This is a genomic window from Ohtaekwangia sp., from assembly GCF_036786105.1.
In the GTDB taxonomy this organism is placed as follows: Bacteria; Bacteroidota; Bacteroidia; order Cytophagales; family Cyclobacteriaceae; genus Ohtaekwangia.
The window spans coordinates 4,794-18,881 of the sequence record NZ_DAIQRQ010000080.1; the positions used below are offsets into that span (position 1 = coordinate 4,794).

Here is a 14,088-nt window from a genome sequence, read left to right on the forward strand (position 1 = left end):
ATCAAGTGCGATGCATGTGTAGCTAAAGTAACGCCTTATTTGAATGAGAGTGCCGGCGAAGGTAACTGGCAGGTGGATTTGAAAAACCCACAAAGAGTACTTACTGTACACGGAGAAGCATCAGAAAAAGCAGTGAAAGATGCATTGGAGAAGGCCGGGTATAAAGCAGAACCATTAGGTTGATTCTGACTGGCCGTTGTCCTGCGCTAAAGAACAAAATCAGCAACCTGGTCCTATAATGTGCATACAACAAAGCCTGTATCGCTACAGGCTTTATTGTTTTGTTGTTTGTCTAGCTGATGGTCGAAGCGTTTCATTTTTTCGGTTGATTATTCTTTAACAGATACTTCTTCGCGATAGCATGCGAATCAGGAGCTGCGGCTGGCCGGGTTGAAACGCATTTATGTAGTGACCATTGAACCGTGGGGCTACCGATACACTATTTGGGGGCATGCTGCTAATTACGGGTGGAGAACACCGCAGATTTATACTGAAAAATCTTATAGCAACAAAGGAAATTTTTCCATTCTCATAATGGTTACGGCCTGTATGAAAGCGGGTGTACGAAGAACTATTCACGAATAACGGATGACGTGATTATCAACTTATGCCTATCTTTGGCACTATAAAGTGAATATTGTGAGATGATGAAAGTTGAACAAATTTATACCGGATGCCTGGCACAGGGCGCCTATTATATTGTATCAGCAGGAGAAGCGGTGATCATTGATCCCCTGCGTGAAGTTACTCCTTACCTGGAGAAGGCCCGGAAAGATAATGCCCGCATCAAGTATGTGCTTGAAACACACTTTCATGCCGACTTTGTATCGGGGCATCTTGACCTGGCGGCAAAAACAGGAGCAACGATTGTGTATGGCCCGCAGGCCAAGCCGAAATTTGAAGCTCATATAGCAACAGATGGTGAGGAATTAACAGTAGGAAAGCTCACCATCAAAGTATTGCATACCCCGGGGCACACGTTGGAGTCTACCACATACTTGTTGAAAGATGAAACCGGAAAAGATTATGCAATCTTTAGTGGTGATACCTTGTTCCTCGGTGATGTTGGCCGGCCCGATCTGGCACAGAAAGCAGCGCATCTTACTCAGGAAGAATTGGCCGGCTTGCTTTATGATTCACTTCGCAGCAAGATTATGCCACTGGCAGACGATATTATTGTATACCCGGCTCATGGTGCAGGCTCTGCCTGTGGTAAAAGCATGATGAAGGAAACAGTTGATACATTGGGAAATCAACGCATACGGAACTATGCATTGCGTGCCGACATGACACGCGAAGAATTTATAACCGAGGTTACGGATGGCTTGTTGCCACCACCTGCTTATTTTCCTGAGAATGTAAAAATGAATAAAGAAGGATATGAGAGTATAGATGCCGTGCTGAGCAAAGGCACACAGGCACTCAGTCCGGAGGAATTTGATACAGCTGCCAACGAAACCGGAGCACTGGTACTCGATACGCGCGCAGCGCAGATTTTTGCAAAAGGATTTATACCCAACGCTATCAATATAGGTATAGATGGAAGCTTTGCTCCCTGGGTGGGCGCATTGATTCCCGGGGTAACACACCCCATCTTGCTGGTGGCGGATGAAGGGCGCGAGGAAGAGATCGTTACACGCCTCGCCCGTGTTGGTTACGACAATACACTTGGTTACCTGAAGGGTGGATTCAAGGCGTGGCTGCAGGCGGGTAAAGATGTGGAGACAATTGATACGATTACGGCAGATGAATTTGCAAAACGTTTCCACCAGGGCAAGCTGATCGTTGCAGATGTTCGCAAGCCCGGCGAATACCAGGCCGAGCATGTGGAAGGTGCTGTCAATACACCGCTCGATTTTCTCAACGAGCATCTGGCCGAGATACCCAAAGAAGGTGAAGTATATATTCATTGTGCAAGCGGTTATCGTTCCATGATCGCTGCTTCTATTCTGAAAGCCCGTGGATGGAATAACCTTATTGAGGTTGCCGGTGGTTTCAAGGCGATTGCTGCCACCAATATTCCCAAAACGGATTTTGTATGTACTTCCAATAAATAATCTATATACATACCATGCACGATCTGTTACATACGCTGTCGAAGCCATGGCCGTGGTATATAGCAGGGCCGCTTATCGGCCTCATCGTACCGCTTTTGTTATTGCTGGGTAACAGGTCATTTGGTATATCCTCTACGCTTCGTCATATCTGTGCAGTATGCTTTCCCGGAAACATACCGTTTTTTCGGTATAACTGGCGGCAGGAGCTCTGGAATCTTTTTTTTATTGCCGGCATTGTGCTCGGGGGTATACTGGCTGCTGGTTTATTTGACTCGCACGAGCCTGTAAAGATCAATGAAGCCTTGCAATCGGAACTTGCAACCTATGGCGTAAGCGATACATTTGGCATAGTGCCGCGCGATCTTTTCACATGGCACAATCTGATCACACGCAAGGGATTTATACTCATGGTGGTGGGTGGATTCCTGGTAGGCTTTGGCACACGCTATGCCGATGGATGCACCTCCGGCCATGCCATTACCGGTTTATCCAATTTACAGTGGCCATCGCTGGTAGCCACGCTGTGTTTTATGGCTGGTGGCATACTCGTAGCGAATTTTATTCTTCCCTATATACTTCAATTATAGTATAGCGATATGAACCGGGAGACATCAGCATATCAGGATGGAAAAATACGCATCACAAATGCTTCTACACGGCCAGAGCAGCAATACTCATGGCGATATTATATACGCTTTGTGGCAGCTGGTATATTTTTCGGTATATTACTTGTAAAGTCAGAAGTAATTTCGTGGTTTCGTATTCAGGAAATGTTTCGCTTTCAGTCGTTTCACATGTATGGTGTTATCGGTTCGGCTGTTGTTACCGGTATACTATCCATCCAGATTCTGAAGCGCTTTCACGTAAAGACTCTCGATGGACAGGCGATTGTATATCCTGTTAAGAAATTTCATAAGGGCAATATTTATGGAGGCCTCCTCTTTGGATTCGGCTGGGCATTAACCGGTGCGTGTCCAGGACCTCTTTATGTGCAGATTGGGGCAGGGGCCAGCGTAGTAACGATAACATTGCTTAGTGCCCTGGCAGGCACCTGGGTATACGGCCGCATTCGTGAGAAGCTGCCACATTAAAACAATAACAAGAAAATTATTTCAGGTTTCTTTCAGCCTGTGGTGCAGCAATCTCAGCGATCATTGAAACCGTTCTGTTAAATCCATCCAAGGTAGACGGCTTGCTGATATACTTATCAGCACCAGATTTAAGGCAAAAGTCAATATCGTCTCTGGATGAAGAGGTAGTGAGTATAACAACGGGAATAATGCTGAAGCGGGACGTTTTTAGGGAAATAAGTACCTCACGTCCGTGCATTTTTGGGAGATTCAGATCAAGAATGATAATATCGGGTAATATTTTACACAATTCGAGGTATGGCAACACCTTATCGCCCTCCTTTATGGATTCCATCCTGAACTCTACATTGTTGTCGTGCAACGCCTCCAGCAGGAGTTCAACGTCATCAGGATCATCTTCCACCAGCAGGATGTTCATTGTGTTCATTGATTAAAGATAGGCACATTAATTTATCCCGCAAATAGTAAAAAATTAGTTCAGACATTTTTCGCGCATGGCAACGGTCGCCCGAAATTCAAAGAATTACATAGTAGGAATTGGCGCTTCTGCCGGTGGGATGGAAGCCATTCATGATCTCTTTGATAATATTAATCAACACACCGGTTTCTCTTTCATCATCATCCAACACCTGTCGCCAGATTATAAAAGTCTGATGCTGGAGTTGCTATCCAAGCACACTACCATGCAGGTATTTGAAGCGGAGGAAGGAATGGAGGTATTGCCGAATTGTATATACCTGCTTCCTCGTAAATCGCTCATGACAATAAAGAATGGCAAACTTCACCTGGAGGATAAGAAAGAGAAGTCTTCTCCTAATTATGCAATTGATACCTTCTTTGAATCGCTGGCGTATGAGAAGGGTAAAGATGCCATTGGAATTATACTTTCCGGAACGGGTACCGATGGATCGCGTGGTATAGAAGCGATCAAGAACAATGGTGGTGTTGTAATTGTGCAGGATCCGCAGAGTGCGGCGTTTGATGGTATGCCCAACAGTGCTATTGCCACAGGTCTGGTAGATATGGTGTTGCCACCGGAAATGATCGGTAATGAACTATTGGAGTTTTTGAAAGAGATACCACTGGTACGATCGTTTTCGGCACTAACAACGCGCGAAGAGTATATTTTAAAAGAGATACTCGAAATGTTGCGTACTGCTACGCAGCATGATTTTATTAACTATAAACGTGCTACGTTGTTCAGACGACTGGCCAAGCGCATGACGGAGCTGGACATAAAAGATCTGAGAGAATATAAAGAATACCTGCAGCAGAATGAACCGGAGCTCGAGATACTGTGCAAAGAATTTCTGATCAACGTAACACGCTTCTTTCGCGATCCGGAAGCTTTTGAAACGCTGCGTACCCAGGCATTGCCTGCGTTGTTTGCCAACAAGCGTGCGGGCGATGTAGTGAAGGTATGGGTGGCAGCTTGCAGCAGTGGTGAAGAAGCCTATACGGTGGCTATGTTACTGCTGGAGCAGCAGGAAAAGCTGGACATGCACTTTAACCTGAAAGTATTTGCAACGGACATAGATAACGAAGCACTTGAAATTGCCTCGCGTGGTATATATAGTGTGTCGCTTGTCAACGATATTCCTGAAATGTATTTGCAAAAGTATTTCGTGAACGAAGGAAATACATACCGCGTGTCGCAGGAACTGCGCAAGATCGCAGTGTTTGCCAATCACGATGTGCTGCGCGATCCTCCCTTTAGCAAGCTTGATCTGATTACCTGCCGGAACATGTTTATATACCTAAACCAGGAATTGCAGATGAAGGCGCTCCGGAGGTTTCATTTTGCCCTGAATGTAAATTCATTCCTTATGCTGGGCCCCAGCGAAAATATAGGTATGCTCAGGGATGTAACGCAGGAGGTGAGCCGAAAATGGAAAATATATAAATGCATTGCCAAGTCGCGTTCCGCTGATCAGGAATCTATACTGGCTCCGCTGGAGAGACGTATGTATGTAGCGCAACCTCATGCTCATACACGAAACGGAGCCTCCCTGATGGCAGAGACTTTCCGGGAAACTCTGATGGAGAACCGAAAAATTGCCGGTATACTTATCGACAAGGATTGCATGATCAAGCAGGCTACCGGAAACTTCAAATACTTCCTGATGTTTCCGGAAGATAATTTCAATTTCAACCTGCTCAAGCTGGTAAAGCCACAACTGTCGGCCATGTTAAGTATATGTGTGCGAAAGGCGATTGCTCAGAATGAGCGGGCGGTAATGAAACACATTTTGATACCGAATGGGCCGGAGCCTCAATATGTACATATTACGGTCAAGCCATTCTTCCAGCAGCCGGAACATTCTTTCCTGTGTGTAATATTAGAAGAAGAAGACCTGGAAGGTAAAGTGATAACCACGAGTGAAGAGACTTCGGGTATAGGAGAAGATCGCATTCAGGAGTTGGAGCGCGAATTGAAAGAAACACGGGAAAACCTGCAAGCCATTCTGGAAGAATCCGAAACTACAAATGAAGAACTGCAATCCAGCAACGAAGAGTTGATTTCTACCAACGAAGAGCTGCAAAGTACGAACGAAGAATTGCAATCGCTCAACGAAGAGCTGCATACTGTAAGTGGTGAGCATCAGCTTCGGATAAAGGAACTGCTTGAGCTGAATGACGATTTGAATAATTACTTTACAAATTCAGAGATCGGACAAATCCTGATCGACAAGAATATGCAGGTGCGCAGATTTACGCCTGCCGTTAAACGCATTGTAAATCTCATCGAGACCGATATCGGTCGTTCGATCATGGATATCACTACCAATTTGAAAGATACCGACCTGGCAAAGTTTATTGTCCATGTATTGAAGACGGGCAAATCAATGGAGCAGGAAGTGGTGCTTGACAATGCAGTTTATTATTCCATGCGCATCGCTCCCTATATAAAGCATACGAAAGAGGCGGATGGCGTTGTTATCAACTTCATTGATATTACTGAATCGAAAAGACTTTCCAGTATTATTGAAGGTATATTTTATAGCTCTACCAGTGGCATTATAGCCTTACAGGCTGTTCGCGATCATGCAGAACACGTTACTGATCTGATATACCTTGCTATCAATGATTCTGCCCGGAAAATGCTGGGTTGGAAAAATAAAAATTTGATAGGCAAGAGTATAAAGGCGTTTTTCCCCGGACCTCAGGAACATTATATGAAGGTATTTACCGAAGTGGTTGAACGGGGAGAAGCAAAGCAGTTTGAATTTTATCGGGAAGAAGAAGATCGTTGGTACGATGTGATTGCGGCTAAAATGCTGGATGGCCTGGTAGCTACGTTTGTCGATATAACCGACAAGAAAAAAGCAGCTGATCTTATTGAGAAGAGTTATGCCGACCTGCAACGTACGTCACAAAAGCTTGTTGAATCGAATGCGCAACTGGAGCGATCTAATTTTGATCTGTTGCAATTTGCATCGGTAGCATCGCACGATTTAAAAGAGCCTTTGCGCAAGATTCAGGCATTCGGAAATATACTGCAATCGAAGATACAGGATAAACTTACCGATGGTGAACAAAGCTATCTCAACAAGATCGTTTCATCGTCAGGTCGCATGCAAACCCTTATTGAAGATGTGCTTACACTTTCCAAACTGTCCAACAGCGAGCTCAATAAAGAGAAGACTGATCTCAGCCGGATCGTCAGGCGCATCTGCGATGACCTAGATATAGCCATCATGGAAAAGAATGCCACGATTACGATTGGTAAACTTCCGGTGGTGCATGCTGTGCCAGGACAAATGCGCCAACTCTTTCAGAACCTGATTGCCAACGCACTGAAGTTCTCCAATAAGGAAGTGCCACACGTGATCATCGAAGAGCAGCCGATAACGCAGGAGATGGCGCAGCAGTTTAATATCAATTCAAAAGATTTTGTATGTATAAAAGTCCAGGACAATGGTATAGGCTTCGAGAACGAGTACAAGGAAAAGATCTTCGGTATATTTCAGCGTCTGCACGGCAGAAACTATGAGGGCACCGGTATAGGGTTATCAATCGCGAAGAAGATCGTAGAGATACACGGTGGCATGATTGATGGGCGTGGAGAACTGGATAAAGGCGCGGTGTTCTCGGTATACCTTCCGGTAAATGGCGTAAGTATGGTCAAACAGAATATAGACCATCAGCAGATTACAAACAATTAGTTTCGCAGCAGTAGTTCTTTGAGTCGCTCCAGGGAAACCGGCTTGGTAACGTATGCCATAACTTCCTCGAACGTCTTGGCCTGATTTATATCGCGCGGATGATCGGAAGAGCTTACCAGCATAATGTCAATGTGTTTGCTAAGCTCTTGCTTCAGTTCACGAAACCTGGTAAGGAAATCCCACCCGTTTACTACCGGCATGTAGATGTCCAACAGGATTACGTCCGGCAATTGATTATGAGCTTTGGGGTTGGCTTGCAGGTAATCAAGAGCAGCACGGGCGCTGTTATAAATTGTAATGATATCGGCAAGTTCTCCTAATTCCGCCAGTCGTTTGAGCATAAAAGATGACATGGGATCATCATCGATTATCCAGATATTCGGAATACGTTTGCTCATAGACAGGGTTGTTCGGAATTTAGACGTCCAAATTTATACGAAATACTGGGATTACCTTGTTTTTGAAGCATGCCACACCGATGTCTCTGGTTTCGTAAGTGTAAGATTGGTGCCTGTTCAAGCGATTTTATGAATCTGAAAGCAACTCTTCTTCACACCGGTAAATTCATGTTTTAACGAGCATTTCGGATAAACGTGGCAGTACATGTCTGTTAATATAGGGATTCCCGGGGTCTTGGTTATCGTTTTAAAATTTCAAAGACGAGCCTGTGTTATACATCAATTTCGTAACAGACCACGACCCGGCAGTAAGATTGGTAAGGATTGGGAGCTGTTTTCGCTGTAAGATTTACCATAGATTAGCTGCGAGCTCTCCGCTATGAGCCGCGCCAGTAATGCAAGGGTAATGCTTTTGTATTAAATGGAATTGAATACTCAATAATAGGAATAATGAACAAGGAATATCGATCAACGAATGATGAAGTCAAAAACACACTCACTCCCGATCGCACTCCATCCGGCAGCTAGTGGCTCTCCGCTACAAAAAAAGAAGCTTCACCATAACGATGAAGCTTCCTGATTATGTAAATCTGAAAGTACCGAATTACATCATGCCGCCCATGCCGCCACCGTGTGGCATAGCAGGTGCTTCTTTTTCTTCAGGGATCTCTGATACTACTGCTTCAGTAGTTAACAGAAGACCTGCGATAGAAGCTGCGTTTTCAAGTGCAAGACGAGCTACTTTTGTAGGATCGATGATACCTGCATTGAAGAATGTTTCGAACTTGTTATCGCGGGCATTGTAACCGAAGTCACCTTTGCCTTCACGAACTTTGTTCACAATTACAGAACCTTCCTGACCAGCATTTTCAGAGATTGTGCGGAGAGGAGCTTCGAGTGCAAGACGGATAATGTTAACACCCGTTGCCTGATCGTCATTATCAACTTTCACGTTCTTCAACGCTTCAGTAGCGCGGATGTATGCTGTACCACCACCAGGGATGATACCTTCCTGAACCGCAGCGCGTGTTGCGTGAAGAGCATCGTCAACGCGATCTTTCTTCTCTTTCATTTCAACTTCAGTTGCAGCACCGATGTAAAGGATGGCTACACCGCCTGAAAGTTTAGCAAGACGCTCTTGCAGTTTTTCTTTATCGTAGTCAGATGTAGTAGTCTCGATCTGAGCTTTGATCTGATTTACACGACCCTGGATATCATTCTTCTTACCAGCGCCATTTACGATTGTAGTATTGTCTTTATCGATATTTACTTTCTCAGCACGGCCCAACATGTCGAGTGTAGCCGCTTCGAGTTTGTAACCTTGCTCTTCAGAGATTACGCGGCCACCGGTAAGGATCGCGATATCTTCAAGCATTGCTTTTCTTCTGTCGCCAAAGCCAGGAGCTTTAACAGCTGCTACGCGCAGTGCACCGCGGATCTTGTTTACCACGAGTGTTGCCAATGCTTCGCCTTCTACTTCTTCAGCAATGATCACCAGCGGTTTGCCAGTTTGTGCAGACTGCTCCAGGATAGGAAGCAATTCTTTCATGCTGCTGATTTTCTTGTCGTAGATCAGAATGAAAGGAGAATCAAGTTCTGCTTCCATCTTCTCTGTGTTGGTTACGAAGTAAGGAGAGAGATAACCGCGATCGAACTGCATACCTTCCACAGTCTTCACTTCAGTTTCTGTTCCTTTTGCTTCTTCAACAGTGATTACACCGTCTTTACCCACTTTATCCATCGCATCGGCGATCATCTTGCCAATTTCAACATCGTTGTTGGCAGAGATGGTAGCAACCTGTGCGATCTCGCTTGAATCTTTAATATTCTTGGATTGTGATTTCAGACTATCCACAACAGCATCAACAGCTTTGTCGATACCGCGTTTCAGATCCATTGGGTTTGCGCCCGCTGCCACGTTCTTGATACCGTGTGCATAGATCGCCTGTGCAAGAACAGTAGCGGTAGTAGTACCGTCACCGGCAGCATCAGCAGTTTTAGAAGCAACTTCTTTCACTAACTGAGCACCCATGTTTTCGATCGGATCTTTCAGTTCGATTTCTTTTGCTACAGATACACCATCTTTTGTAACAGTAGGAGCGCCGAATTTCTTATCGAGAATTACGTTACGACCTTTAGGACCGAGGGTAACTTTAACGGCATCTGCTAATTTGTCAACACCCTTTTTAATTCTGTCGCGGGCTGACGTATCGAAGGTTATTTCTTTAGCCATAATTTCTTGATGATTTTGAATTGATTAATTAAATGATTCCAAAGATGTCAGAGTTACGCATGATGAGGTATTCCTTGCCATCGATGTTGATTTCCGTACCAGCATACTTTCCATAGAGTACAGTGTCCCCAACTTTTACAGTTACAGGCTTGTCTTTCAGTCCTTCACCTACAGCGATGATGGTACCTTTCTGTGGTTTTTCCTTCGCTGTGTCAGGAATAATGATTCCGGATGCTGTCTTTGTTTCAGCTTCGGCGGGTTCAACTAGTACCCTGTCCTCGTTTGGTTTAAAGTTGACTTTTGCCATATACGTAATGGATTTTTAAGGTTTAACAAATTTGACGTTCACCGCTTATCAGCTATTGTGCCAGGGCGGAAAGAGACGCGAATAACGGACAATTTTTCCAATTACTGTCAGCTTTGACACCCGATTTATACCCCGGATGGCATGAATTTAGATCGTGTGCAATGGCAAGATGGCAGGTTTGTATAACCCAGGCCTGGAATCTTGAACATTGAATTTTAAACTTTCTCTTTGAATCTTACTTACCTGTTGCAACTTTTTCATCTTATTCATTTTGACTGCTTCGAAAGGAATCGTTAAATTTTACTTGTCAAAAAAGTGCAGATATGGAAAAATTGTCAAAAGATTGGCTGACGCAGGGCATGATCGACTTTGAGTATAAGAAGTATGTGTTGCTTGCGTATCTCCAAACCGTACAGAAATCATTTGATAAAGTGGAGTTGTATCCATTTATGGCCGACCTTGTTTTTCATTACCGGAACCTGGTGGCAGTAAAAGAAAACAAAGCCCTGATCCGCGAGTCATTTCCCAAGGAAATCTCCCTTGAAGAATTTAAGAAACTGGAGCTTACTTATCGCCAGCTTGTGGAAGATGATGTTGTGATGAGCGAACTGGAAGCGATCATCGACTTTGCTTTGCCTCGCATTAAAGATTCCTTACAGGAGGGATCGGTTATCTATGAACATGTAGAATCGCAGTGCGAAATATCGCCAATAGGAGTAACGCCTCTCTATGCCAGTGAAGGCTACCTGTTTGTAACCGTGCCACCCGAAAAGGAGACCAATATATACCGTTACCAGGTAAGTATATTCGAGGGAAGTCAGGAGCAGCTGCGCAGCCTGAACACCGAGTTTGTAGAGCGCGTAGAGAAGCGTCCGCTGTATACATACGAGCGACTCAAGCTCGACCTCATCAAACGATTTACAGACATGCCCAACCCAGCCACTTACCTCATCCTTTCCAAAATGAAGTTTCCATTTTCAGAAACACTTATGCCGGTGGCAAAGCGCTTGTTTGTAAAGCATATTTCGAAGGCGTAAAAAAAGTGTTTAAGTGTTGATGTGTTTAAGTGCTTAAGTAAAAAGCTGCGATGTGCGCAGTGCCTGCGCAATCGTAAATTGTCCACAGTTTTTTCAAAACCTGAAACGTTGAAGCAGCAAACTTCAACACTTTCTACGTTTTCTGTTTCTTCTTCTTTGCAGCAGGGAAAAGCACATTGTTCAGGATGAGGCGGTAGCCGGGAGAGTTGGGGTGTTGATTAAGGTCGGTGGGTTCTTCGCCTACCTGGTGCTGATAGTCTTCGGGGTCGTGGCCTCCATAGAATGTCCAGAAGCCTTTGCCGAGGATGCCATGTATATATTTCGCTTCCTTGATCTCTTTGTTCTCGCCCATGATGAGTACATCCGGCTTGATCAGGTTTTTCTTAAAACCTGTCGTTTGTCCGAAAAAACCTTTGACCACCTGTGTATGATTTTGAGTCAGCATGGTAGGAATCGGATCCCATTTGGCCGAAAACTCGAAGATGGAGAAGTAGTCATTATCCTGCCGTAATCCACGCTCGTTGGGTTGATTGTCAATGTCAGAGAACTCGTACTGCAGCGGGTTACGCTCCAACCGGAAATTGGTAAAAGCAAGCGTGTTGTCGTAGTTGAGCTTTTGTTGTGCCTGTGGGTCGGCCGGGTCGCCATCATACATGTGATCGCAGATATCCACACCATCGGCAGCCAGCGCAATATCATAGCTGTCAGTAGCCGAGCACATGGCAAAGAGAAAGCCGCCACCGCTCACAAACTCTTTTATCTTTTTAGACACTGCCAGCTTCAATTGCGACACTTTATGGAAGCCATGCTTGCGGGCCAGGTCTTCTGCTTCTTTCTGCTGCTCCACATACCAGGGGTAATTGCTGAACTGGCTATAGAATTTTCCATACTGACCTGTGAAATCCTCGTGGTGGAGATGCAGCCAGTCGTACTTGGGCAGTACGCCGTTCATGACCTCGTCATCAAATATCACATCGTAGGGAATTTCAGCATAGGTGAGTACCAGCGTTACGGCATCGTCCCAGGGTTGTTTACTCTTGGGAGAATATACCGCAATGCGCGGATATTTCTCCAGCTTCATAATATCGTAGTTGAGTGCCGGACTGGCAATCTCGTTGATGATCTGGTTCGCCTGCGCATCGGAGATGATCTCAAAACTCACTCCGCGCACCACCAGTTCATTTTGTATAGCCGGATGATACTGGCACATAAAGCTGCCTCCACGGTAGTTCAGCAGCCAGTCTACTTCCATCTCACTTTTCAGTATCCAGTAAGCAATGCCGTAAGCCTTCAGGTGATTGGCCTGCTTGTTATCCATCGGGATAAAAATAGAATTGGCCATCGATGCTTTACCGATCAGCAGGATCGCCAGTAAAATCACACATTTCTTCATACACGTACCCGTTAATCAGTATAAATTTACAACACTCATTCAACATTCACGATACTCACACACTTATTTGATCGGTTAACCTCTGCCTTGAAAAATTAGTTGCCGGTTTTTGTAACATTTGAGGCTGTTAACCAACGTATATACAGCTCCTAACGTATTTAGCAGACATGGATATTGTAGAAAACATAAAGGAAGGTCTTCGCTCGGTAAAGGCCAACTTGCTGCGCTCGATCCTTACGTCCCTGATTGTTGCCATTGGTATAACGTCACTCGTGGGTATCCTCACTGCGATTGATGGTATCGAGCAGTCCGTGAATGAAAGTCTCTCCTCGCTGGGTGTCAATACATTTGATGTGCGATCGAAAACCAACCGGGACTCTAACAACAAAGGTGTTACCGAAAAAGTATATCCACAGATCAGATTAACAGAGGCGCAGGCGTTCATCAGCCAATACAAAGTGCCTGCTACCAAAAGTCTTTCGGCCAACCTCACTAGTATTGCCGAAGTGAAACATGCCTCGGAGAAGACCAACCCCAACGTTCTTATCAAAGGAAGCAATGAAGAATACGCAGCTATCAAAGCACTCGAGATGCAGGAAGGACGAAATTTCTCTCGTCTTGAAATTGAACATGGCTCGCCTGTAGCGATACTCGGTTATAAAGTATACAAGGCGCTGTACGAAGAAAAAGATAAAAAAGTGATTGGTTCGGAAGTAACGTTCCTTGGAGCACAATTCCGTGTAATCGGTTTTCTGAAAGAGAAGGGCCAGCTCTCAGAAGATAACTACGACAATATGGTGTTGATTCCAATTTTGAAAGCTAACCAGCTCTCAAAAGGCAAAGGTTTGAGATACGAGTTAACCATCGGTATAAATGATCCTACCCAGCTGGAGTATGCAATGGGTGAGGCCACAGGACTTATGCGCACTATCCGTCACGATAGAATAGGGGAACCCAACTCGTTTGAATTGGAGAAGAGCGAAACACTTGCCGAGAACATGGCTTCCATTACCAGTGGTCTGCGCATCGGTGGATTCAGCGTGGGATTTATTACACTGCTGGGTGCATCTATAGCATTAATGAACATCATGCTTGTTTCTGTTACTGAACGCACCCGCGAAGTAGGTGTACGCAAAGCATTGGGAGCTACACCGCTGCGAATACGTCAACAATTTGTGATCGAAGCCATCGTAGTCTGTTTACTCGGAGGTATAGCCGGTGTTATACTCGGTATTGTTATCGGTAATTTGATGTCGCGCGCCATGGGTATAGATGCATTTGTAGTGCCCTGGCTTTGGATGATTGTGGGAATGATTATCTGTATAATCGTAGGATTGATCTCAGGATACTATCCCGCACATAAAGCATCGAAACTTGATCCGATCGAGTCGCTGCGATTTGAATAA

General features: G+C 44.9%; 12 protein-coding genes. 7 read left to right on the forward strand and 5 right to left on the reverse strand.

Annotated features, from left to right (window positions below; all coding sequences use genetic code 11):
* From V7Q33_RS21280 to V7Q33_RS21295, 4 genes are all read left to right on the forward strand, one after another.
* Positions 1–183 (forward strand): heavy-metal-associated domain-containing protein (locus V7Q33_RS21280; RefSeq protein ID WP_333821200.1); only part of this gene is annotated, 183 nt, incomplete at its 5' end.
* Positions 184–647: 464 nt separating this feature from the next.
* Entirely contained in the window at positions 648–2,057 is a 1,410-nt protein-coding gene (locus V7Q33_RS21285; protein ID WP_331980354.1) for an MBL fold metallo-hydrolase, read from the forward strand.
* 14 nt (positions 2,058–2,071) lie between these two features.
* Positions 2,072–2,644, forward strand: a complete 573-nt coding sequence (locus tag V7Q33_RS21290) for a YeeE/YedE family protein (protein ID WP_333821201.1) — start codon at positions 2,072–2,074, stop codon at positions 2,642–2,644.
* A gap of 9 nt (positions 2,645–2,653) precedes the next feature.
* A complete protein-coding gene (locus V7Q33_RS21295; RefSeq protein ID WP_331980348.1) occupies positions 2,654–3,148 on the forward strand; it encodes a DUF6691 family protein in 495 nt (164 codons plus the stop codon).
* Positions 3,149–3,164: 16 nt separating this feature from the next.
* On the opposite strand, the gene V7Q33_RS21300 is transcribed toward V7Q33_RS21295, so the two are convergent.
* Positions 3,165–3,566 (reverse strand): response regulator, encoded by a 402-nt coding sequence (locus V7Q33_RS21300; protein ID WP_331980350.1) that lies wholly within the window; start codon positions 3,564–3,566, stop codon positions 3,165–3,167.
* A 76-nt stretch (positions 3,567–3,642) separates the two neighbouring features.
* Between V7Q33_RS21300 and V7Q33_RS21305 the strand changes: the two genes are divergently transcribed.
* Entirely contained in the window at positions 3,643–7,314 is a 3,672-nt protein-coding gene (locus V7Q33_RS21305; protein ID WP_333821202.1) for a chemotaxis protein CheB, read from the forward strand.
* On the opposite strand, the gene V7Q33_RS21310 is transcribed toward V7Q33_RS21305, so the two are convergent.
* The 3 genes from V7Q33_RS21310 to V7Q33_RS21320 form a co-directional block, all read right to left on the reverse strand.
* Positions 7,311–7,712: a response regulator gene (locus tag V7Q33_RS21310; RefSeq protein ID WP_331975721.1), complete on the reverse strand. Its 402-nt coding sequence runs from the start codon at positions 7,710–7,712 to the stop codon at positions 7,311–7,313. The genes V7Q33_RS21305 and V7Q33_RS21310 overlap by 4 nt on opposite strands.
* 604 nt (positions 7,713–8,316) lie before the next feature.
* The gene (groL, locus tag V7Q33_RS21315; RefSeq protein ID WP_331975719.1) at positions 8,317–9,945 is read right to left on the reverse strand and encodes a chaperonin GroEL; all 1,629 of its coding nucleotides are present in this window, start codon (positions 9,943–9,945) and stop codon (positions 8,317–8,319) included.
* A gap of 28 nt (positions 9,946–9,973) precedes the next feature.
* Positions 9,974–10,252: a co-chaperone GroES gene (locus V7Q33_RS21320; RefSeq protein ID WP_331966841.1), complete on the reverse strand. Its 279-nt coding sequence runs from the start codon at positions 10,250–10,252 to the stop codon at positions 9,974–9,976.
* Positions 10,253–10,575: 323 nt separating this feature from the next.
* Here V7Q33_RS21320 and V7Q33_RS21325 point away from each other — a divergent pair, with 323 nt between their 5' ends.
* The gene (locus V7Q33_RS21325; protein ID WP_331975717.1) at positions 10,576–11,289 is read left to right on the forward strand and encodes a hypothetical protein; all 714 of its coding nucleotides are present in this window, start codon (positions 10,576–10,578) and stop codon (positions 11,287–11,289) included.
* Positions 11,290–11,422: 133 nt separating this feature from the next.
* On the opposite strand, the gene V7Q33_RS21330 is transcribed toward V7Q33_RS21325, so the two are convergent.
* Entirely contained in the window at positions 11,423–12,682 is a 1,260-nt protein-coding gene (locus tag V7Q33_RS21330) for an asparagine synthetase B (RefSeq protein ID WP_331975715.1), read from the reverse strand.
* 167 nt (positions 12,683–12,849) lie between these two features.
* On the opposite strand from V7Q33_RS21330, the gene V7Q33_RS21335 reads away from it, so the two are divergent.
* On the forward strand, positions 12,850–14,088 hold the full coding sequence (locus V7Q33_RS21335) for an ABC transporter permease (protein WP_331975713.1): 1,239 nt from the start codon (positions 12,850–12,852) through the stop codon (positions 14,086–14,088).